Raw genomic sequence first — 21,761 nt, forward strand, 5'->3', positions numbered from 1 at the left:
TCCCCTCTATGTTTGGAAAGTGTGCGGCTAGCGATGCCTGGACAGAATGCCGGCCAGCGCTTGTTTGAATGCGTCGAAGTTCTCGGCCTGCATCTGGTGGCCGACGCCGGGCAGGCGGACGGCGTGCAGATCGTTGCGTAGCTGCTTCATCTCGGCGATGTCCTCGTCAGATACCACGCCGCCTTCACCGGCGCAAAGCAAGGAAACGGGCTCCTTGGTCTTCGCCAGATCCGCGAAGATATCCTGGTCATGGAAGTCGTCGTAGGCCACGTGCACCGCGCGTTCATCGCAGGTGGATAGCCATTCGGCGCGCAGCCGCTGCAAGTCTTCCGGCCATGGGGCGGCTTTGCTCCGTTGTATCGCTTCCAGCGCTTCGCCGCGATGCGCGGCTTTAAGGAGATCGACGGTCCGGGCCTTCGGCACGGGGTAGGGGCGACGGTCGGGTCCGCTAGTGGGCGGATCAATCAGCACCAGGCCGCCGAAGATGTCCGGCTCGTTCCCCGTCGCACTTGCCGCCACACGTAGCGCGATCCGGCCTCCCATGGAGTGCCCAAGCATGATGGGATGCTGGAGTTTGCGGGTCTGGATAAAGGCAATCACGTCCCGCGAGCAGGCGTCCACGCCATAGTCCAGGTGCGGGCCCGCCTCGCTGAGCCCCCGACCACGGACGTCGAGAACATAGCAGTCATGCCGTTCAGCCAACCAAGCGCCCACGTGGCTCCATAGGATTGCGGGGCTGACGATGCCAGGGATGATCAACAGCGTCGGGCCATCGCCCGGAAAGTGCAGGTAGTGCTGCCGGATTCCGTTCGCCTGAACGTGCGCGCCTAGTCCGTGAGTCACAAATCTTCCTGGGCAGCTGTGGCTGCAAGCTGTGTAGGGCCGTGCGTGGCTGCAAGCATCGCGCACCACTCATCATGCGTTTCGTCAAACAGAACGTAATTCTATCAAGCAGAAAGCGGCTGTCAAGGTGTTAGGCCGTTGCGTATACGCCCCATTTCCTTTTGAAAAATAGCTCTAGCGTGGGAGCGAGCATTGAGCATCCGTATCCTCTTGCATAGGATGTGAACAAATGTCGCAGTAAGTATGGAAAGGTCAGGGCGGGCGGATCCACTCAACTATCGAGGACAGCAGTGATTTATCAGTGCGGCGGTTGCGGCAAAACGACCTTCGAGACGACGTGCACTGCATGCGCGCCGGCTCGGCCCGCTGCTGATGCATCCACCTCAGCGCCACCGCAGCTCACTCCGCTCGATCCCTCCTTCTACTCCGAATTCCAGTATCAGTCCAAGGGCTTCATCATGGACTTCTTCGGGAAGAAGAAAGAGCAAGCCCAACTCAATAATCTGCTGAATAGCGTATTGAGAAAGTATGCCGAGCTGAAGACCCCGTACTTCACCAGCTTCATCCACAGCATCTCTAGCCACACCGCCGAAATCGACGACGCCACCCGGCCACGGCCCACGATGGATGGTGCATATTCAGATCGCGAGCGATTTAGGGAAGCGCTGCTCCGCAGAGGCTTCAGCGAGCTGTGGGGCCTTCTTGCTTTGCTCGACGAGTTGCGCCTGGACCCGGCTTTCAAAGCAGAAATTCTAACCATAGTTATCGCGTGAGGGATTGCGATGGGTGCCATCCATGATGAAGTACGAGCGTGGTTGCATCGGCAAGCCGACTGGATACAGGAGGCTGCGGACCGACTGCTAAAGAAAGGGAGATTAGACCGCAGCGATATCGCCGATTTGCATGCACTTATCAAAACAGAGGCAGGCCGAGTAGTTACGAAGACGCGCCCATTTCATGAGCTACTCAAGGACGTAACCGCTGGGTCAGATGTGCGCCTGCGCAGCATCAGCCAAGTGAAGGGTATCGAGAACCTGTCTCCCGCGCATCCGTTGTTGTTTGGAGACGGAAACTTAACTGTGGTGTACGGCCATAACGGCTCAGGAAAGTCAGGCTATACGAGGCTACTTAAAAGGGCATCAGGCAAGCCTCGGGCGCAGTTGCTATACGCGAATGTTTTTGAAGCGGTGCCAGCGGAACAAAAGTGTCAAATCGAGTACTCCAGCCAAGGCAAGCTGGAGTCCTCAGAATGGCATGCTGACGGAGCACCGATCGATGCGCTGATTTCGTTGGATGTCTTTGACAGTGATGAAGCTGCGTTCTATCTTCGCAGCGAAAGTAGCGCGTCTTATACGCCGCCGCTTGTCGCAATGTTCGTCGCGCTAGCCGCGGCGTGCGACGATGTGAAGCGGCTTCTCGAAGAGGATCAAGATCGAGACGTTTCGGCCCTGCCTGCGGCCCCGGCAGAGTATGCAGGATCGGCGGCAATACTGAGCTACAACAGCCTGAAGCCCACGCTCGACGCGAAAGCTCTGGACGCCATTGTCCGTTGGTCGGATGACGACGCCGCGCAACTGCGCAGTCTGGGAGAAAGGTTAAATGCCTCAGATCCTGCTGGTTTGGCTCAGGCTAAGCGAAACGCCGAACTCGCAACCCGTCGCATCGTCGATAAAATATTTCAAGCTGGCGTAGCCTACAACGTCGACGCGCTGGCGGCAATCCGAGGTCTGCGGCAGAGTGCCGATATCGCCAGAAGAGCTGCCGTTGATGCGGCCCGGGTTAATTCGGCCAAGCTGGATGGGGTTGGTGAAGATTCATGGCGCGCGCTGTGGCGAGCTGCGCGCGCCTACTCTCAATTGCCATATCCCGATCGGGATTTCCCCGTTACGGAAGACGCGCGGTGTGTGCTTTGCCATCAACCATTGGATGAAGAGGCTGCGCACCGCCTTCAAGAGTTTGAAGCTTTTGTCCAAGGTGCTGTTGAAGCGGCGGCCGAGCGGGCAGAAACATCGTACCAAGGCGCCCTAAATGCCTTGCCAGAGCCCGCGCAAGTTGAATTTTATCGTGCTCAACTTCAATCCGCCGGTCTCACAGATCCAGGTTGGGATGCGTACTTAGATGCTTACTGGAAGGCCATTGCGGTGACCCGGCAAGCATTAATTGCACACGAGCTAACGGAGGCTGCGCAACCCGCCCCAGATAGTCAAGATGCGTGCGCCAAGCTCACATTTTTTGCAAAAAAACTTGAGGCGGAAGCGTTGCAGTTGGATAAGGACGCAAAAGACTTTGATCGGGGCCTAGCGAAGCGGCAGAAGACGGCCTTGGAAGGGAAGTTTTGGGTTTGTCAACAGGCAGAAGCGGTGCGTAATGAAATATCTCGATTAAAGCGAGTGGACGCTTTGGATAAACTAAAGGCGTTTGCAAGTTCGCGGCCGGTGACCGCGCAGGCCGGCGTCGTAGCAGAACAGGCCATTACCCAGGCGTACGTTGCGAGATTCAATGCAGAACTGAATAAGCTCGGTGCAGGCCGAATCCAAGTGGAGCTTGTGAAGTCCAAGATGGAGAAAGGCAGTGCAAAGCACCGCCTTCAGTTGAAGTCAGCTAAGGGGAAACAGCCGCTCGAGCAAGTTCTAAGCGAGGGTGAACGTCGCATCATTGCCCTGGCAGCATTTCTAGCCGATGTAGGTGAAAAGCCAACTCCTGCTCCATTCATTTTCGATGATCCGATCTCCTCGCTAGATCATGACTACGAGTGGGCTGTAGCGAAACGGCTGGGAGAGTTGGCCAAGACTCGCCAAGTCATTGTCTTTACACATCGCTTGTCCTTCTACGGTGCGATGGAGGACGTTGCTAAAAAAGTCGGCGAACCCGTGAAGGGGAAGGGCTTCTTCCAGACCTGCATTGAAACCTATGCTGGCAAGGCGGGGCAGCCGGCGCATCAAGCGACCTGGAACGCCAATACTACGGCTGCAAACAATTTGCTGATCGAACGGCTGAACGCTGCAGCGCGCGCCGGACAAGAGGGTGGCGGAAACGAGTATCGAGTGCGGGCGCAAGGTATTTGCAGCGATTTCCGTAAGTTGCTTGAACGCACAGTCGAAGATGATCTTATTTATGCCATAGTGAAAAGACATAGACGCAGCGTCACCACGGAAAATAAGCTGGCGGCGCTCCCTATTATCGAGGCGGCAGACTGCGATCTGATCGACCGCCTCATGACGAAATATTCCTTCTATGAGCATAGTCAGTCAGACGAGGTTCCAGTGCCAATACCGGAAGAAAAAGAGTTGCGCGCAGATCTGGAGGAATTGAGGCTATGGCGAAAGGGATTTGTGGAGCGACGTAAAGCAGTTCTAGCATAATCGCAGTGCATAGTTCCTTTGTCATGCTCGTGTGCACCCGTCCCGTCAGCGATGCACAGCGGGATGCGCAGATATACCGAGAAATCTACATATTCTCTGGCCTATGGGTGCTTGGGTTGCCCGAATTTGTGAATCAGCCTTCCGGAGCGCTAGTTTGGTCGAAATGCAGAACGTCACGGCACTAATCAATACATTCCAATCCCGATATCACGCGGAAGAAAAGGACCGGGTTTGGGAACGGCTCAGCCACAAGATCCGTACTTTTTGGCAAGAGCGCGTCTTGCCTAATACTCACGATGCGCTGAGCGACGCGGAATGCGACGAGATTATCCGTATACTAGATCGTAACGGCAAAGGCAATACGAAGAGCGACGAAGCCGTCGCCCGGGTCATGGTGCCTCAGGGCGCATGGCGCCGCATGTTCAATGAGCTCCATTCCAATTCGGCGCTCGGCCAACTCGTTCATGCCGTTCTAAGCGAAACAGACGATAGAAGAAAAGCTGCGCTCATTGACGACCTCTACCGCAAAAACGAAGGCCAGAGAAACAATCTCACCGGTCCAAGTGGCAATACCATTGGCGCGTTTCTGGCTGCCTATGATCCAGTAAACAATCTCTCCATCATTTCGCTTAAGGACCGCCGGGCTATCATTGAGTTTTTGGGTCTGTCTACCCCATTCGATTGGGCTGCGTCCTCCATCGGGACTCGTATCGTCGAAACCAACAAAATTATCCTTCAAGGCATGCGTCGCCTGGGGCTATTGGGTAGTGCTCGTACAATTGGAGTCTTCTTTTATTCGCCTGACGTGAAAGCACTCTGGAAAGGTGAAGATACGGTCAAGCGCACCGATAAAACCGCCGTTAGCGTTGTCGTGCCGACAGCCCCTGATGAGGAAGAAGAGGTCAACGCGGACACCATTCGCGAGTCGATGCAGATACAAGGTCTTGTCGCAAGAATAGGTGAGACGATGGGGTTCAGGATCTGGCTCCCAAGAGCTGACCGCGGCCGAGTATTGAAGGTTTGGCAGCCGGAGCCAGACGTGTTACTCGACGACCTGCCGCTCAACTACGATAGCAGCACGATGAAGACAGTCGAACAGATCGACGTGCTGTGGCTCCGCAAACGTTCTATCGTTCGGGCCTTCGAGGTCGAACATACGACCTCCGTATACTCCGGGCTGTTACGAATGGCTGATCTGGTTGCCTTGCAGCCGAATATCTCGCTCAAGCTTCACATTGTGGCGCCGATCGAAAAACGGGAGAAGGTGCTCCAAGAGATCATGCGGCCAGTTTTTTCGCTATTGGAGGGACGTGCATTAAAAGAAATGTGTACGTATCTATCCTACGACCACATCAAGAACATTGGGGAGTTGAGGCATTTGGGAAGAATGTCGGATGAGGTTATTGAGGACTACGAAGAGATTGCGGAGTGATGAGGCGGCACTACGCCTGTGAGCACCCCTGTCAAGTGGGCAACGGCCGATAGAGGTCCGGAGCATGGGTTAGCCGGGGCATGTACTGCACCGGCGAGCCGCCACCCAGCGTTTCATGGGGGCGGTAATGGACGAGCCCAGCTCGGCGTGCCTCACCGTAAGGCAATGCGCTCCTCGGTGTACTTCGATCTCTTCATGGCTCAGACCCTATTACATCGTGAAGTTGCGACGGGTTCTCTCATTCAAAACTGGACTAAAAACCGAGGTGGGGTCCTTCCTGGAAGAGGCGTGGAATTAATTGCATGGGCCCTAAAGTTTCAGCTGTAACAGCCGTTCATAGGATATGTTTGCTTGAAGTGTTCGCGCAACCTACAAGCATTAAAGATGTTTTATTTCAAAACTTTTAGTATACACTCGCATGAAAGTATTCATCAGCTGGTCTGGGGCTATTAGCCACCGTGTCGCGGTGGTGCTTCGCGAGTGGCTACCATCGGTCATTCAAAGTGTCGAGCCATACGTGTCTTCAGAGGACATTGATAAAGGGGCTCGATGGTCTACTGACATTGCAGGCGAATTGCACGCATCGGCCTATGGCCTCATATGCCTCACTCCGGAGAATGTGGCTGCACCTTGGATCAACTTTGAAGCAGGCGCACTTGGTAAGAGTATTGACAAAGGCCGCGTTAGCCCCTTTCTGTTCCGACTCAAGCGATCTGAAGTGGAAGGCCCAATTCTGCAGTTTCAGTCGACCGTGTTGGAGCGTAGCGATGTATTCAAGTTACTCGAGTCGATTAATGACGCTTGCGGCATTGAGGGGCTTGAGTCTTCGAGGCTAGAGAAATCCTTCTCCGTGTGGTGGCCTCAGCTTGAAAAGCAACTCAACGAGATTCCGGAGGAAGAAAGGGCATCGGATCGCCTTCCAGAAGCAGCGGGTGAGCCCCCCGACGCTGAGACTTCCCGCGTGCTGGAGGAGATTCTCGAGCTGACCCGTAATAATCACAAACTACTGCGGTCCCCCGAAGCCTTATTGCCTCCCGAGTACATTCAGCATGTAGTGCGTCGGTCGTCCCGTAGGGAAGATCTCAGCGTCATCACTAGGACATTCGATGGCCAGGTTCAAGAAATTAATCCGGAGGCAATACGAGACTTAGTCGAAAGATATCGCGACGTACTGAAGTTTCTCGGAATGGTGAAGACTGACCTAGATGATCATCCGGCTTGTCGCGAGGTGATACGCCTAATCAGAATAATGGACGTCCCCTTGCGCTACATTGCCCGCGAACTTGGTCTACGCCTGCCCCGGGAGATAATTAGCGAAAAAGAGGAGTTTTAGTGATTTTCATGTGCGTGAGGGAGAACCTCGAGCCCAATGTCGTGACGGAGGCGCTTAAAAGAAGTTGTGAGGTCATCTCACCGCCGCGAGACGACCAACCTCGGTAAGATTACGGCGTATCGCTCGGGCTGGCCTGCGAGGCGTTCGATGTCAGCCAAACTGGTGTCACTCGTGGCCAAAGCCTATGCTGATACCGATTAGCTACCGCGCCTGACGGACAATCGTCGCCACTGTGAGGCGGGCTGTGCTTCCTACCCCTGCGTAATGTTCGCGGTTTCGGGCGGAATAACATCTGCATGGATTGGGTCTACCGCGAGCTCGAGTTGAATTTATGGATCAAACCGCGCAACGGCTGACTCGCCAAGCGTCCCACCTTTAAGCGGTGCCGACCCAAGCCAACTAGGTATGGTCGATGGACGTCACGCACGCCCAATTTGGGTACGGACATAGTCCGGGTGCTGAACGCAATCGACAGCTTCAATCGCGAGGCGCTGGGCATTGAGGTCGACTTCTCTCCCGCTCCGATCGCATGCCCCGCACGCTCGAACAAATGATTGGCTGGCGTGGGAAGCCCTTAACGCTACGAAGGGCTGTCCCAATATCACTGGGCGGCTGGATCACGTGTAGCGCGTCACCGCGGAGTGGGTGCGATCCCACAATCACGAGCGCCCACATATAGTCCTTGACGGGATTGCACCGGCTAACCTTTAATTTTCAGCATCCGAATCATATTCTTCTGCTTTTCAGGGATACTGAAAAGATGAATTCCCAGTTCCCGACCTTTGTCTGGAAAAATCATCGCGAACATTTGCTCATCGTCGACGCCGTAGGCAGCAACAGCCGCACCGGCAAAAATAGCGCCGTCGGCGACTCGCTTCAAAATGTTGAATTTAGGTCTTGAGTTACGACGCTGCCATTGAAGATAGCCAGATATGGTAATCGAGTCGATTCGAAAAGGCTGTCCTTCGCCAACTTTTGCGTAGACCTTGTCTGCGCGTACATCCAATGTATGCGTGTGTGGCCATGCTGGGCCTACGGAACAGTCACCTTGCTCGCGCAGTCCGTACGGAAACGTATGAAGGACTGTTTCTGCAGGCTCCAGCGCGTAAAGGATTTCTGTGGATCTTAGTAAGACGGCGTGTTTGTATTCGCCGAACGTCGAATACACTTGGTGTGTAGAGCCGGTACGGTCATAGAGTTGCTCCCCATCAGCAATGGTAAAAAGCGTAGGGCACCCGGGTGCACATGTAATGGATAACTTGTACTGCGGCCAACACAGGAGATTGGCCGAGAACTGACTGAGGAATTCGCTCGGTGTACCAACGCCGGGAAAATCCTGGAAATCATTTTCAATTCGATTTTCCCAAGGCTGCAATGTATAGAGATCGACGCCATGCGAAACGGCCTTTTTGCGGGCGCCGTCCGTATATCCTGAAGTTGAAAATATGGCCTTATGAGTCACCTTAGGCATGTCGTTCAATTTGAGGATTAGTTGCTCTACTGTACTAACAGAAAGCGGCTTGCTCTCGTGCTTTACCTCCGAGGCTTTAAACGCGGATATTTCTCCGTTGTCGTCGACGATTGTTACTGTTACGTCGACGTCCCTCTCCTTCTCGGCTGCTTCGTCCAGAACCATGTCGCCGATTGTGACGTCTATTGCGTTCGGGTCATAGCGGAGACAACACAGGCCAACCAAATACTGCACTAACATCGGCGTGAGCATGATGACGGGTAGTCCGGGACAGGGGTATACATTATCGCTCAGGCCAACTTTTTCTCGATCGGGAGGTACAACCGACTGAAGTGGGTTGTCGAATTGCCCCCATCCTGATCACTCACCGCAGACGTCCTTTCCACTGGACATGGGCGCTGCAATGCTGGTAGTCGGGATGTGCAATTAGTGGAGCAGAGCCGATGTCTGAACGTCAGACTGACAAGAATGTGAGCAGCTTAAGGTGGCCACGACCAGCCGTTCAACTGGTGTTCGACCGTCAGCGGCAGTCCGACGCTAACAGATTTGGGGGCCCGACTAATGTTGATAGCCCGAACTCTTCGGTGATCCATGTGTCATTTTCAGAGGCTGTCCGCATTGCCACTGCGAATGCTCTGCCAATTCCCAGGAATGAAGCGGCCACCTATAAGCGGGACCAAGATGACTTCGCTTGGAGCAGCACCCGGAGGACAGCAGAGACGGCACGGCATGCATTAAGGCTCGGTGGGCTTACACGTTATCGAACTGGGGGGTGTACCAGCCGGGATATGTCACTCTTACGGCAAGACGACAAGTACTTGGGACAGCAAGGCCCCATCGCTGGGTACTTGCACGGACTCTCGGTAAGAGACGGCTTTCGTGGGCTGGCGCTTGGCGTCTGCGCGATCAACTGGTGTACGGAGGTTGTGCGCCTCGATCATCGCGAACATCTAAGGCTCGATTGCGAACTGAAGAATGTCAGTCTATGCGCCAATTACGAGTTGATGGGCTTTGTGTGTGTTGGCACGAAACCTTTCTCTAGTGGTTAGTACAATCCCTCTACGAGTTGGCTATTTCCTTGTCTTGTGAAACTGTGCCGGGCGATGCTCAAAACCGTAAGTTGCCGGTGCTTCTGGGTGAGCTTTCTGGGTGGTACAGCCTTTCTTCAGCTTGATTCCACGACGATTGCGCGCTTAAGCAGCGCAACATTCAATCCAAGGCGAGCAGCCTACGCACTTCAACTGCCGCGGCTTCGACCGGTGAGATGATAGGGACCGTGAACCTCGGCGCCAGCTTCGCCGCCGCCGCGGACAAGGGACCACCGCCTATCACGACAGCAGCGGCGCCATCCATCTCAATGCATGCGCGCACGGCCTGCGCCAGTTCCTCTTCCTGCTGTCCAGGCTTACTCGCCAGCGCCAAAGGGTCGCTCGCCGCGAGCCGCGTGCCGGTGAAGAGCGCCGTCAGCCCCAGTCGCTCAACAGCCCCCGCTATCGAGGTTCCAAGGCCCGGCGTTGTCGTCGCCACCCCGAATCGGCGGCCACCCTCGGCCGCCAGGCGCAAGGACGCCACGCCCAAGCCGGTCACGGGGATGGTCACCGCGGCGCGCAGGGCGTCCAGACCTGGATCACCGAATGCGCCCACGATGATGGCCGACACTTCATCGGCCCTTTCGGTGCCTATCCTGAGGACTTCTTCGGCGGCGATGGCAAGGTCGGCGGGCGTCGTGATCATGGGCGCGCCGCGCTTTGCCGTCTCGCTTGCCATGGCGATTGCCGCCGGCAGGGCAGCGCGCAGGATGCCGTGCATCATCGACGTGGTGGCTTCCGACGAGTTGGGGTTGATCAGCAGGATGGGGCGCATATCGAGGCTGGGATATCAGGGCGGCGTTTGGTCCGCGGGCGCGCCGGCGCTTACAGCAGCCTGACGCGCTGCCCACATGGCGCTCAAGGTTGCCACTGGATCCTTGGGCGGGGCGGCGACACCCGGCCTCAAGCGTGTCTCGATCAGCGAAAGATGGGTGCGCATGCTTCGTGCCGCGGCGGCGCCGTCGCCCGACAGCAGGGCCGTGAAGATATCGCGGTGCTCGTCGCAGGCGCATTGCGATGCCCGCGCCGGCTCGAACACCGCCACCAGCATGGACGTCCGGCTGACCAGTTCCTGCACCTGTTGCAGCACGAAGGCGCTGCGCGTGGCCTCTGCCAGCAGGACATGAAACTCCGCCGACAGCCGCACCGATTCCGCGCGGTCGCCGCCTTCCTGGGCTGCATTTTCGCTGTCCAGGTGCGCCTGCAGGCGCTCGATATCCTGCGCGCTCAAGCTCGACGCCAGATGGCTGGCGATGCCTCCTTCGAGTATGCGCCGCGCCTCATAAATCTCGCGCGCCTGCGCCAGCGATGGGGCCGCGACAAAAGCGCCGCGATTGCGGATCAACTCGATAAGCTGGTTGCTGCCCAGGCGCAGCAGGATCCTGCGCATGCGCTCGCGGCTTACTCCGAAGACCTCGGCGAGCGCGGTCTCGCGCAGCGGCGAACCGGGCGCCAGTTCTCCCGCAAGCAGTGCGCGGGAGATGGTTGCGTAGATCGCCTCTTCCTGGTCTTTCATGAGAGAAATGCTATCAATGCGGGTGGTGGTGGCAAGGGGGCAGTGGACGGCGGCTCACCCGGCATGGCTCAACCAGTGCCGGGCGATCTGTTCGCGCGTCGCCACCCAGGCGCCGCCGGATTCCACGATGTGCCGCAGGATACGCTCCAACGCGCCCATGCGCGCCGGCCGGCCTATCATGCGCAGGTGCAGGCCGATCGACAGCATGCGCGGCTGCGTCGCGCCTTCACGGCTCAGCCAGTCATAGGCCGCGCAGACGTAGTTGGCGAACGCGTCGCCCGTGTCGAAGCGCTGGGTGTTCTGGAATTGCATGTCGTTGGTATCGAAAGCGTAAGGCAGCACCACGTGGCGGCGTCCCGCGACCGGCAGGATGTAGGGCGTGTCGTCGTTGTAGGCGTCGCTGTCATACAGGAAGCCTGCTTCGGCGAGCAGTCGACGCGTGTTCGCCGACGGATTGGAGCGCGTGTGCCAGCCGACGGGGGCGCGTCCGGTGGCTGCCTCGATGGCCTGCCGGGTGCGTGCGATGAGATCGCGCTCTTCGGCTTCGTCCAGCCCGGCATGCTTCTGCCAGCGCCAGCCGTGCGCCGACAGCTCATGGCCGCGTTCGGTCGCGTGCCGCGCAAGCCAGGGCGAGCGCTCTACCGCCCGGCCGCAGGCGCTCAGCGTGTAGAACTTGTCATAGCGCGCGAACAGCTCGTCGATGCGCCAGTAGGCGACGCGGGTGCCGTACTCGAAATGGCTATCGATGCACGCGTCCGGTGTCGGCTGCGGATCGATCACTTCGTAGATCCCTTCATTGCGCGGGTCGCCATCGGTCATGGAGAACTCCGCGCCTTCCTCGAAGTTGACGACAAAGGAGACGGCGACGCGTGCATCGCCCGGCCAGCGCACGGCGGGTGGACGGTTGCCGTAGCCTATGAAGTCGCGTGCGGCAGGGGTTGAAGCGAGGATGGATTCGGGTGCACTCATGGTCTAGATCAGAATTGGGCCAGGCGGCGCATGCCCACCAGCCGTTCGGTGATGAACAGCACGATGATGGCAAGCAGGATCAGGCCGGCGGACAGCGCGGCGATGGTGGGATCGGGCGACTCTTCAAGGTAGCGCAGGATCTCGATCGGCAGCGTTTTCTGCCGCGCGTCTGTCAGGAAGATCGAGATCGGGTAGTTGTCCATCGACGCCAGGAAGGCGAACAGGCCGGACGTGAGAAAGGCGGGCGCCAGCGCCGGCACCATCACCTTCAACACCGCTTGCGCGGGCGACAGGCCTAGCGTGCGCGCCGCCTCCAGGAGCCGCATGTCGAACAGCGCCAGGCTGGCGTGCACCGTGCGGATGACATAGGGCAGGGTGATCACGATGTGGCCGATGATGAGGGCGCTCAACACGTCGCGCAGCCCAAGCTCGCGCAGCAACTGCAGCAGCGCCACGCCGATGACCAGGCCCGGCATCAACAACGGCGATACCAGGAAGGCCAGTAGCGCGTCGCGCCCCTTGAAGCGTCCGTGCGCGATGGCAAGCGCGCACAGCGTGCCCAGCACCAGGGCGGCGGCCGTGGACGCCAGCGCGACGTTCACGGACAACAGCAGCGTCTGGCCCAGGCCGTCCTTGTGCAACACGGCCTGGTACCACCGCAGCGACCATTGCGGCGCGGGCAGGTTGAAGACTGGAGAGCTGCTGAAGGAAACCAGCACCACCACGACCAGCGGCGCCAGCATGAAGATGGCCACCAGCAGCAGGAGGCCGCCGCCCGCGCGCGTGAGTCTGTCGGTGCTCATGAGGTCCCCTTGTGTGCGGCCCCCAGGCGGGCGTCGACGCGGCGTGCAAGCCAACTGCTGATGAGAACGATCAGCACGGCCATTGCCAGGAGCACGACCGCCATGGTCGAACCGGCCTGGCGGTCGCGCATGAACAGATAGGCGCGCGCCACGAGCGCCGGCAGGGTCTGGAAGCGATCGCCCACCACCAGCGCGGGTATCACGTACATGGATACCGCCATCGAAAACACGAAGGTGCAGCCGGTGATGACGCCGGGCACGGAAAGGGGCCAGACGACGTGCCGGAACTTGTACATCGCACCCGCGCCCAGCGTGGCGGCCGCGTCGGTCAAGCGCCGATCGATCTGCCGCGCCACGGTGAAGATGGGCAGCACCATGAAGGGCAGGAACACGTGGACGGCGGTGATCACCAGGCCGCGCTCGTTGAACAGCAGCTTGAGCGGATCGTCGATCAGCCCGAGTTTCATCAGGGTCATGTTGAGCAGGCCGTTGCTGCGCAGCAGGATGGTCCATGCGAAGCTCTTCACCACGACGCCCACCGATAGCGGCAGGATAAGGACCAGGAACATCAGGCCCTGTACGGCCAGTGACGCGCGCGCCATCGCAAAGGCCACGGGGTAGCCGATCAGCAGGCAGATGCCAGTGACGATGCCGGCGATCTTCACCGTATTCCAGATCACGGTCAGATGATAGGCATCGCTGAAAAAGGCGGTGTAGCCGCCCAGGCTGAAACCGCCGTCCGTGGCGCGCAGGCTGGTCGCCAGCAGGAAAACCAGCGGCAGCGCGAAGACCAGCATCAGGTAGCCGACGCCGGGTAAGGCGAGCCAACCGATGCCGAAGCGCGGCGCGCCGGTCTTGCGGCCCGATGCCGGGGCGGCCGGGGCGGCCAGGGCGGCGGGGGAGATGGGGGTTGAGGTGCCTGCTTCGCTCATGATGCCTCCGGCGCGGGGAACACCAGTGTTTGCGCGACGGGCCAACCCAGCGCGAGACTGTCGCCCGGGCGCGGGGCAAGGCCCGTCTGGGCCGGCAGTTCGGCCACGATCTTCTGCGGACCCGCAACGGTGCTTGCGGCCGCATCGCCATCGAAGTAGATCAGGCGGCGCGCGCCCAGGTAGGCCGTATCGCTGACCTTCATCCGCAGCGTATTGGCATGGCCTCCGGCTGCCGCCGCGTCGCCCAGGCCGATGGACTCCGGCCGCACGGCCAACACCACGCGGCTGCCCACGGCGGCGGTCGAAGGCGCCGTCATCGATCCATGCGGCGTTTTCACGCTGACCATCCCGTCCGTGGCGGTCTCCACCTGGCCTTCGAACTGGCTGGACAGCCCGACGAAATTCAGCGCGAACAGGGTGCGCGGCTTGGCGTAGATGGCTTCCGGCACGTCGAGCTGCTCGATGACGCCGCGGTTCATCAAGGCGATACGGTCCGACATGACCAGTGCTTCGTCCTGGTCGTGCGTCACGAAGATGGCGGTGATGCCGGCATCGCGCAGGATGCGCCGCAATTCGATCTGCATGTGTTCGCGCAGCTTGCGGTCCAGGGCGGAAAGCGGTTCGTCCAGCAGGATCAGGCGTGGCCGCGTCGCCAGTGCGCGGGCTACGGCCACGCGTTGCTGCTGGCCGCCCGACAGCGCGGCGACAGGGCGGTCGGCCAGCGCGCCTAGCTGCACCGACTGCAATGCCGCGCGCACCCTGGGCGCGCGCTCGTCGCGCGGCAGCCCGTGCGCCTTCAGGCCGAAGGCGATGTTCTCCGCCACGGTCAGGTGCGGAAAGAGGGCGTAGTTCTGGAACACCACCCCGATGTTGCGGCGGTGCGCCGCAACGCGGGTGAGATCCGTGCCATCGACGGTGATGCTGCCGTCGTCGCAGGGGGTCAGGCCCGCGATCAGGCGCAGCAAGGTGGTCTTGCCGCAACCCGATGGGCCCAGCAGCGAGAGAAACTCGCCCGAGGCCACCGACAGGTCGAGTCCGTCGACGACCGTCTGGCGGCCGTAGCGCTTGGTGACGCCAGCCAGGTGCAGGGCACTCATAGCGCCATCTCGCGGTCCCAGCGTTCAACCCAGCCCTTGCGTTGCTCGCTGATGTAGTTCCAATCGGGAATGAACACGTCGCCCTTGGGCACGCCATCGGGCGCGGCCACGGTCGTATTGGCGGGCAAGGCCAGCGAGATGTCCGCGATCTGCTTTTGCCAGGCGCCGAGCATGGCCTCGATGAATGCGTCGGCGAGTGCGGATTCGGGGCCGCCCTTGACCTTGGCGATACCGGTGGGCATGGCCATGCCGCCTTCCTTGGGCAGCACCAGATCGATGGGCGCGCCCTTGGCTTTGCGCTCGAAGGCATTGAAGCCGATCATGCCGCCGATGGCGGTGGCTTCCCCCTGCTCCAGCAGATTGAGGGCCTGCGGCAGTTGCGTGTAGACGGTCAGCAGGTTCGGCTTGAGCGCCTTGAGCTTGCGGAAGGCGGCGTCGGGCTCGTACTGGGCTTCCTTCATCGACTTGCCGGATTCGAGCGCGGCGGCGACGAGGAACATCGCCAGGCCTTCGGTGTTCTGGAGCGAGGGGATGATCAGCTTGCCCTTGTAGGCGGGCGTCCACAGGTCGGCATAGCTGGGGACCTGGCGGACTTGCGCGGTGTTGATCGCCACGCCGGTGGTGGACTGCATGTAATTGGCCCACATGCCATCCATGTGCACCGTGCCGGGCTTGAGCTTGGCCAGGCTGGGCACCTGGGCGGCCGTGATCTTGTCCAGCACGCCTTCCTTGACGGCCTGGATCATCACCGGGTCATCCATCAGGACCACGGACATGTACTGATGGCCTTTGTTGTTCACCATCTTTTCCAGGTTGACCAGCGAACGGGTGCCTTCGAACAGCACCTTGCAGCCGGTCTGTTTCTCGAACACCGGTATGAGTGGATCGAGGAAGGCCTTGTGGCTGCCGGCCCCGCCGACCACGAGTTCCTTGCCCTTGTTTTGTGCACGCGCCCAAAGTGGTGCGGCCGCCAGCGGGGCCGCGAGCAGGCCCTTGATGATGCTCCTGCGTTTGACGCTTGATGCCGATTTCATTGCGGTTCCCCTTGCCGAGCGACGCTTAGGTCGTGGTGATTTGGACAGTGGGAGCCGGTTTTTCCTTGCCCCCAAATAGTGCACAATCTTCAAATGATTGTGCACATAGTTATGTATGAAGCAAAAGCGATGCCAAGTTCGCCATGACAAACGCCCCGACCCGCGATTTCGCGGAGAACGGGGCGTTTGACTGCCGGTGGAATGTTTGGGGTTGCCGGCTGGGGGTCTGGCTTACGCTTGGCCGCTGAGCTAATTGCTGCTAGTGGACCGCCCGCCGACTGCCGGGGCTGCGCTCGCCTGGCGGGAGAGTAGGAGAAGCTCTCCGCTCTGGCTGTCGTGATAGATCACTGTGTTCTTCAGGATATCCATGCCGATACGGCCAAAGCTTACGATGCCTTTGTCATCGAGCGTGGGCATTGGAATGACCGGATAAGCCCTGAATGCTTGCCCGTTGATTTCCAGGTCAACAAGACGCATCGTTTCTTCTCTCGGGAATTCGAGCCCGAAGACATCCGTTGCGGAGGGGCTCGCCGGTCCTTTCGGCTTGGAACTTACCAGGGATGCGAGGATGCTCGTGTCCGATGCTCCGAAGTCGACGAGGACTGGAATCTCGTGGTCGTCGAGCCTGACGGGGATCGCCATGATGTTGTGTGGGTTGTCGATGGCTTTTCCTGGGTACACCTTAAAGCGGTGGTTCGCACCGATGTCGAATGGCGTACTCGTGAAAAAGCAGTTCTTGTCCAGATCGATCACCACGGCATCGTGACCCGCAACCGCCTGCGGACTCAGGATGCCGGCATAGCCGTCTGCCGCGAGGGGGGAGTTGGGTAGCACGTAGAACTTGGCGCTAAGGGTGTTGCCATGATCGTCGCCTAGAGTGACCTGCACGCCCTGAGCCACGGCTGATCCGACACCCGCATCAATCCGGGTTGAATCTGTGCGAGGCTTTTTATCCGCCAGGGAACTATCCAGCAAGATGTTCACGTTGGTGCCGGAATCGAGCAGCATCTTCGCGGCTTTCCCGTCGACCCTCACCAGAACGGTAGGGAGATCTTTTTTTTGCATATCGTTGTAGCGGATCGGTGCCTCGAATCGCGCGGGGTTGGTGGTCAGCTCGGAGGTGCATCGCTCAGTGCTTCCATGTGCGGGAAAAGATGCATTGAGTGCCAGGGCGCTAGAAAGCGCGCAAGTGAGTTTCGAGATCTTCATTTGGGGATATGGCTTGGGAAGCGTGTTGGTGAATGCAGGGCTGGGGAGAACTGCGCTGCGATGCTAGCGACCGTGAAGGAACCTGCCCCATGCGTGCGGAAATATCGGACGCTCCCCCGGAACAGTGGCTGGAACCTATTCAGCGCGGAGGCGTTCACCCGAGAGCGGCGTGAGCCGTATGGCTACTAATCCGCCGGGGTGTAGGCAGCGGGGCACCGACCGCCGCTGGTATATAAAGCGTTTCGTCAGTCTGGGTCGTCGACAACTAACGAAAAATTGGCATACATCAAGGTCACCCGATGCGCATGTATCTTTCGTCCTTCGACCTCGGCGCTTGTCCCGAGCGGCTGGTATCGCTGGTTGGCGAGGGTAGGCGGGCGGCTATTGTTGTCAATGCGCTGGACCACCGTCCGGAAGCGCGGGCGTCCTGGCTGGAAAGCCAGAGCCGGAAGCTCGCGGCTCTTGGATTCCATGTCACCGAGCTGGATTTACGTCAGTACTTTGACGCGCCGCAGGAATTGAACGCAGAGCTGGCGAAATTGGACCTGGTGTGGGTCAACGGCGGAAACGCTTTTCTGCTGCGCAGGGCGATGAAGCAGAGCGGCTTCGACGTGCGAATCGTGGAGCTTTTGAAGCGTGACGCGATCGTCTATGCGGGATTCAGCGCGGCCGTGGTTATTACGTCGACGAATCTGCGCGCGCTAGACCAGGTCAGCAATCCAAGGGAGATTGCCGACGGATATGTCCCGGCCGTGGTTTGGGAAGGCTTGGGGCTGTTGCCCTATTCGATCGTCGTTCACTTCGAATCGGACCACCCGGAGTCGGCCGCGGTGAATGCGGAAGTCGAATTCTATGAGCGACACGGTGTTCCGTATCGCACCTTGCGCGATGGCGAGGCATTGGTGATCGACGGAGAAGGGTGTGGTATTGCGGGCGGGACTGACGGGTAATCCGGGTCCCACTTCGTGCCCCGCGCCGCACTGCGCCGCACCTCATCGCCGCACCTACCGCACCGCACCGCACCGCTCAAGCCGGATGCCGCCCCGCCCAATGCCGGGCGATATCGATGCGCCGGCACACCCATACCTTGTCATGAGCCTGCACATGATCCAGAAACCGCTGCAGGGCGACAAAACGTCCCGGGCGCCCAAGCAGCCGGCAGTGCATGCCTATCGACAGCATCCGCGGCATTTCGGCGCCTTCGGCGTACAGCACGTCGAAGCTGTCGCGCAGGTATTCATAGAAGTGCGTCGCGGTGTTGAACCCTTGCGGGGTGGCGAAGCGCATGTCGTTGGTGTCCAGGGTGTACGGGACGACTAAGTGCGGCGACGCTTTCCCGTCCGAGCTTGTGACGCGCGTCCAGAACGGCAGGTCGTCGCCGTAGTAGTCGCTGTCATACTCGTAGCCGCCCTGTTCGACCAGCAGGCGGCGGGTGTTGGGGCTGTCGCGGCCGGTGTACCAGCCCAGCGGCCACAGGCCGCTGGTCAGCTCGCGCAGGCTCTCCGTCGCCAAGCGCATGTGTTCGCGCTCGGTGGCTTCATCGATGTTCTGGTAATGCAGCCAACGCCAGCCGTGGCAGGCGATCTCGTGGCCGAGGTCGACGCAGGCGCGGGCGACGTCCGGGTTGCGTTGCAGGGCCAGGGCGACGCCGAAGATCGTCAGTGGCAGGCCGCGGCGCTCGAACTCGCGCAGGATCCGCCATACACCGACGCGGGAGCCGTATTCGTATATCGACTCCATGCTCATATGGCGGGCGGGATAGGCTTCGGCGCCGACGATTTCCGAAAGAAAGCGCTCGGATGCTGCGTCGCCGTCCAGGACGGAGCTTTCGGCGCCTTCTTCGTAGTTCAGGACGAATTGCACGGCGATGCGGGCGCCGCCGGGCCAGTCGGCGAACGGCGGCTTGGCGCCGTGGCCGATCAGGTCGCGTGGATAGGGGCCTGCATGAGAGTCTGTCATGGTTGTGATCCTCGAACCATCAATTCGCGCGCGATGTGGAGTCCGCACATGACGCTATCCAGTACCGTGATCCCGTTGCGCCCTACGGGAGCGGTCGGCGCCAAGCCTCCCAGCCCCGCGCCGCCGACGATGATAACGTCGGCGTGGTCCTCGTCGGCGCAAAGTTGCGCGAGCCGTCCGATCTCCGCCTGCATGCGCGGCGGGTCGCCGGCGATGGCGGGATCCTGGGTTTCGAAGGTGCGTACGCTGACCAAGGATCCCCGTACGGCTTGGGCCTGGATGGCTGTGGCGAACATATCGGGCAGTAGCGTACGCCATCCCGCACCGGCCGTGACCGCCGACCAGCGCTGGCCTGCGCGGGCAGCCATCCTGACGGAGGCGCCCAGCAGGCTGACGGCAGGCCGGCCCGCCAGGGCCTGCAAGCCCGTGGTGTCCAGGTCCGCGAAGCAGCCGAGCACCACCACGTCGAACCTGTGGTCCTCGGCCATGACGTCTCGCAGGCGCGCACGCGCGGCCTGCGCGCCGACCGCCATGGCGGCAACGTCGCCGATATAGGGCAAGCCGCTGGCGGCGGTGTCGACGCGGAGCTGTTCGCCCGATGTCAGGCCGGACGACAACACCGTACGCAGGCGGTCGCTGACCGCCCGGGACGTGTTGGGGTTGAGGACGAGCAGGCGCATCAGGTACGCCGGAACTCGCGGTTGAAGCGGTCGATCAGTTCGCGACGCTGGGCCGCGATAGGCGCCCAGTTCATATTGCGCGACTTGAGCAGTTCTTCCAGGTTGGGCGCGATCTGCGCCAGCAGCCCGGAGAAAGCCACATCGCGGTTGCTCGGCACGTTGTAGTAGGGCTCCTTCGCAAGCTGCGCCTGCACCGTGGCATCGATCTGGGTGTTGATGTAGGCGGCAGCCTGCGCCTTGTTCTTCGAGCCTTTGACCAGGTGCGCGATGTTGCTGACGATGCCCCAGCCTTCCTTCGGCTTGGCCAGCGCGATGTCCACGCCGCGCGCGCGCAGCGGCTCGACGACGCTGAGGAATCCGACGGCGATGTCGGCCTGCCCCTGCTGGAACAGCGGCCCCACCGCGCCGGGGTTGGGCGGAATGGTGGCGAGGTTGGGCTTGAGCTTTTCCAGGGCTTTCCAGGCCGGCTCCAGGTCCGTCTCGCTGCCGCCGTGCATTTTGGCGAGCGCCACCATCCACGTCGCGCCGATCGTGGTGTCGGGTCCGTTGATCAGGACGCGGCCCTTGTATTCGGGACGCCACAGGTCTTCCCAGGACGTCGGCACGTTCTTCACGGTGCGCGGGTTGTAGGCGATGCCGAAGACCTGCAGCGCGGCCATGGCGCCGTAGCCGTCCTTGCCGACCAGGCCGGGCGGTAGCTTGGCCAGGTTGGGCATCTGTGCGACGGGCAACGGTTCCAGCAGGTCCTGGGCGCGCGCCACGATTTCGGCGGGTTCGTCGATCAGGATCACGTCGTAGGGCGGGGCGTTCTTGGACGCCGCCAGACGCGCAAGCGCATCCACCGCCAGCACGGGGCTGATGCTGACTTCCCCCTTCGTGGCCTTGGCGTAGGCCGGCACGATGACGCTGCGCGCGGCTTGCTCCCAGGTGCCGGGGAAGGTCTGCACGACGATGCGTGCGTCGGATTGCGCGCGCGCCAGATTGGGCAACGCACCGCTGAGCGCCAGGCCGGACAGGCCGGCCAGCACGTGGCGGCGGGACAGATTGATGTCTTTCATGAAGCGTTTCCTTGCAGGGAGAGGGACAGACGCCAAGGGATGCGCATTAGCGCGCGGGAAAATGTTCCTGCCAGTAGTGGGCCAGGTCGATGCGGCGAGGCGTCCAGACCTCGTCGCCATAGCTATCCAGCAGATCCAGGATGCGTTTGACGGCGGCAAAGCGCCCGGGGCGGCCGACGATGCGCAGATGCAGGCCGATATTCAGCAGCTTGGGCACGCCACGGCGGCCCTCGTCCAGCAACACCTCGATGGCGTCCCTGACGTAGTCGACCATGTCGTCGGCGCGGACGAATCCATTGGGGTGGAAGAACTTCATGTCGTTGCTGTCGAAGGCGTAGGGGAGGACCAGCAGGGGACGATCGCCCTCTGCGTCGGCGGCGGCCCAGTAGGGCAGGTCGTCGTCCAGGCCGTTGCTCGTATAGAGAAAGCCTTCCTCGCGCAGCAGCCCGCGCGTCCAGGGGCTTTCGCTGCCACGGCAGAAGAAGCCCGCGGGCGCTGTTCCGGTGACCTCACGCATCACTGCCACGCAGCGCCGCAGGTCGGCGTGTTCGGTCTCGCGGTCGGGATAGTCCGCGTGCGGACGCCAGCGCCAGCCATGGCAGGCGGCCTCGTGTCCGGCCTGCACGATGCGGCGCGCGATCTCCGGCGAGCGTTCGACGGCGCGGCCGCACATATAGAACGTGGCGGGGCGCTTGTGCTGTTCCAGCGCGTCCAGGATGCGCCAGATGCCGGCACGCATGCCATACGCGAATTGCTGTTCGGTGCCCTGGTCCCAGCGGCCGGCGGGCACGACGCTATGGATTTCTGCGACGCGTTCGGCGGTGGCATCGCCGTCGGCGATGGTCCACTCGGCGCCTTCTTCGAAATTCACGGCCAGCGAAACGGCGACGGCGGCGCCGTGGGGAAAGCGGGCTCGCGGTGGATTGCCGTTATAGCCATGCAGATCGCGGGGTAGCACGCGCTCGTTCATCGAAA

General features: G+C 60.6%; 19 protein-coding genes. 5 read left to right on the forward strand and 14 right to left on the reverse strand.

Going from position 1 to position 21,761, the window contains the following annotated elements; all coding sequences use genetic code 11:
- Nucleotides 1-27: 27 nt before the first annotated feature.
- On the reverse strand, nucleotides 28-843 hold the full coding sequence (locus tag CAL26_RS10495; RefSeq protein WP_094846794.1) for an alpha/beta fold hydrolase: 816 nt from the start codon (nucleotides 841-843) through the stop codon (nucleotides 28-30).
- Between the two features lie 290 nt (nucleotides 844-1,133).
- Here CAL26_RS10495 and CAL26_RS10500 point away from each other — a divergent pair, with 290 nt between their 5' ends.
- The 4 genes from CAL26_RS10500 to CAL26_RS10515 all read left to right on the forward strand — a co-directional run bounded on the left by CAL26_RS10500 (nucleotide 1,134) and on the right by CAL26_RS10515 (nucleotide 6,970).
- Nucleotides 1,134-1,616 (forward strand): hypothetical protein, encoded by a 483-nt coding sequence (locus tag CAL26_RS10500; protein WP_094846795.1) that lies wholly within the window; start codon nucleotides 1,134-1,136, stop codon nucleotides 1,614-1,616.
- Nucleotides 1,617-1,625: 9 nt separating this feature from the next.
- The gene (locus tag CAL26_RS10505; protein ID WP_094846796.1) at nucleotides 1,626-4,205 is read left to right on the forward strand and encodes an AAA family ATPase; all 2,580 of its coding nucleotides are present in this window, start codon (nucleotides 1,626-1,628) and stop codon (nucleotides 4,203-4,205) included.
- A 154-nt stretch (nucleotides 4,206-4,359) separates the two neighbouring features.
- Nucleotides 4,360-5,637, forward strand: coding sequence for a hypothetical protein (locus tag CAL26_RS10510; protein WP_143277404.1), 1,278 nt, complete (start codon nucleotides 4,360-4,362; stop codon nucleotides 5,635-5,637).
- Between the two features lie 418 nt (nucleotides 5,638-6,055).
- Entirely contained in the window at nucleotides 6,056-6,970 is a 915-nt protein-coding gene (locus CAL26_RS10515; RefSeq protein ID WP_094846798.1) for a TIR domain-containing protein, read from the forward strand.
- Nucleotides 6,971-7,670: 700 nt separating this feature from the next.
- On the opposite strand, the gene CAL26_RS28080 is transcribed toward CAL26_RS10515, so the two are convergent.
- From CAL26_RS28080 to CAL26_RS10555, 9 genes are all read right to left on the reverse strand, one after another.
- On the reverse strand, nucleotides 7,671-8,693 hold the full coding sequence (locus CAL26_RS28080) for a hypothetical protein (protein WP_143277405.1): 1,023 nt from the start codon (nucleotides 8,691-8,693) through the stop codon (nucleotides 7,671-7,673).
- A gap of 957 nt (nucleotides 8,694-9,650) precedes the next feature.
- On the reverse strand, nucleotides 9,651-10,304 hold the full coding sequence (locus tag CAL26_RS10520) for an aspartate/glutamate racemase family protein (protein WP_094846799.1): 654 nt from the start codon (nucleotides 10,302-10,304) through the stop codon (nucleotides 9,651-9,653).
- 15 nt (nucleotides 10,305-10,319) lie between these two features.
- On the reverse strand, nucleotides 10,320-11,045 hold the full coding sequence (locus CAL26_RS10525; RefSeq protein ID WP_094846800.1) for a GntR family transcriptional regulator: 726 nt from the start codon (nucleotides 11,043-11,045) through the stop codon (nucleotides 10,320-10,322).
- A 54-nt stretch (nucleotides 11,046-11,099) separates the two neighbouring features.
- Nucleotides 11,100-12,014: a polysaccharide deacetylase family protein gene (locus CAL26_RS10530; RefSeq protein ID WP_094846801.1), complete on the reverse strand. Its 915-nt coding sequence runs from the start codon at nucleotides 12,012-12,014 to the stop codon at nucleotides 11,100-11,102.
- Between the two features lie 8 nt (nucleotides 12,015-12,022).
- A complete protein-coding gene (locus CAL26_RS10535) occupies nucleotides 12,023-12,817 on the reverse strand; it encodes an ABC transporter permease (RefSeq protein ID WP_094846802.1) in 795 nt (264 codons plus the stop codon).
- Complete coding sequence (locus CAL26_RS10540; protein WP_256988294.1) at nucleotides 12,814-13,749, reverse strand: ABC transporter permease; 936 nt, start codon at nucleotides 13,747-13,749, stop codon at nucleotides 12,814-12,816. The genes CAL26_RS10535 and CAL26_RS10540 overlap by 4 nt, the downstream gene beginning before the upstream one ends.
- Nucleotides 13,746-14,846, reverse strand: coding sequence for a heme ABC exporter ATP-binding protein CcmA (gene ccmA / locus CAL26_RS10545; RefSeq protein ID WP_094846803.1), 1,101 nt, complete (start codon nucleotides 14,844-14,846; stop codon nucleotides 13,746-13,748). The genes CAL26_RS10540 and ccmA overlap by 4 nt, the downstream gene beginning before the upstream one ends.
- A complete protein-coding gene (locus tag CAL26_RS10550) occupies nucleotides 14,843-15,880 on the reverse strand; it encodes an ABC transporter substrate-binding protein (protein ID WP_094846804.1) in 1,038 nt (345 codons plus the stop codon). Before CAL26_RS10550 ends, ccmA begins: the two co-directional genes overlap by 4 nt.
- A gap of 249 nt (nucleotides 15,881-16,129) precedes the next feature.
- On the reverse strand, nucleotides 16,130-17,089 hold the full coding sequence (locus tag CAL26_RS10555; protein WP_143277406.1) for a hypothetical protein: 960 nt from the start codon (nucleotides 17,087-17,089) through the stop codon (nucleotides 16,130-16,132).
- Nucleotides 17,090-17,388: 299 nt separating this feature from the next.
- On the opposite strand from CAL26_RS10555, the gene CAL26_RS10560 reads away from it, so the two are divergent.
- Nucleotides 17,389-18,039 (forward strand): Type 1 glutamine amidotransferase-like domain-containing protein, encoded by a 651-nt coding sequence (locus tag CAL26_RS10560; protein WP_094846806.1) that lies wholly within the window; start codon nucleotides 17,389-17,391, stop codon nucleotides 18,037-18,039.
- Nucleotides 18,040-18,115: 76 nt separating this feature from the next.
- Here the strand turns inward: CAL26_RS10560 and puuE are convergent, their stop codons facing one another.
- Genes puuE through CAL26_RS10580 form a run of 4 tightly spaced genes read right to left on the reverse strand, consistent with a single transcriptional unit; the run spans nucleotide 18,116 to nucleotide 21,756 of the window.
- Nucleotides 18,116-19,048: an allantoinase PuuE gene (puuE, locus tag CAL26_RS10565; RefSeq protein WP_094846807.1), complete on the reverse strand. Its 933-nt coding sequence runs from the start codon at nucleotides 19,046-19,048 to the stop codon at nucleotides 18,116-18,118.
- Entirely contained in the window at nucleotides 19,045-19,728 is a 684-nt protein-coding gene (locus CAL26_RS10570) for an aspartate/glutamate racemase family protein (protein WP_094846808.1), read from the reverse strand. Before CAL26_RS10570 ends, puuE begins: the two co-directional genes overlap by 4 nt.
- Nucleotides 19,728-20,786 (reverse strand): extracellular solute-binding protein, encoded by a 1,059-nt coding sequence (locus tag CAL26_RS10575; RefSeq protein ID WP_179283320.1) that lies wholly within the window; start codon nucleotides 20,784-20,786, stop codon nucleotides 19,728-19,730. The genes CAL26_RS10570 and CAL26_RS10575 overlap by 1 nt, the downstream gene beginning before the upstream one ends.
- A 46-nt stretch (nucleotides 20,787-20,832) precedes the next feature.
- On the reverse strand, nucleotides 20,833-21,756 hold the full coding sequence (locus tag CAL26_RS10580) for a polysaccharide deacetylase family protein (protein ID WP_094846810.1): 924 nt from the start codon (nucleotides 21,754-21,756) through the stop codon (nucleotides 20,833-20,835).
- Nucleotides 21,757-21,761 lie beyond the last annotated feature (5 nt).

The sequence above is a fragment of the Bordetella genomosp. 9 genome (assembly GCF_002261425.1).
In the GTDB taxonomy this organism is placed as follows: Bacteria; Pseudomonadota; Gammaproteobacteria; order Burkholderiales; family Burkholderiaceae_B; genus Bordetella_C.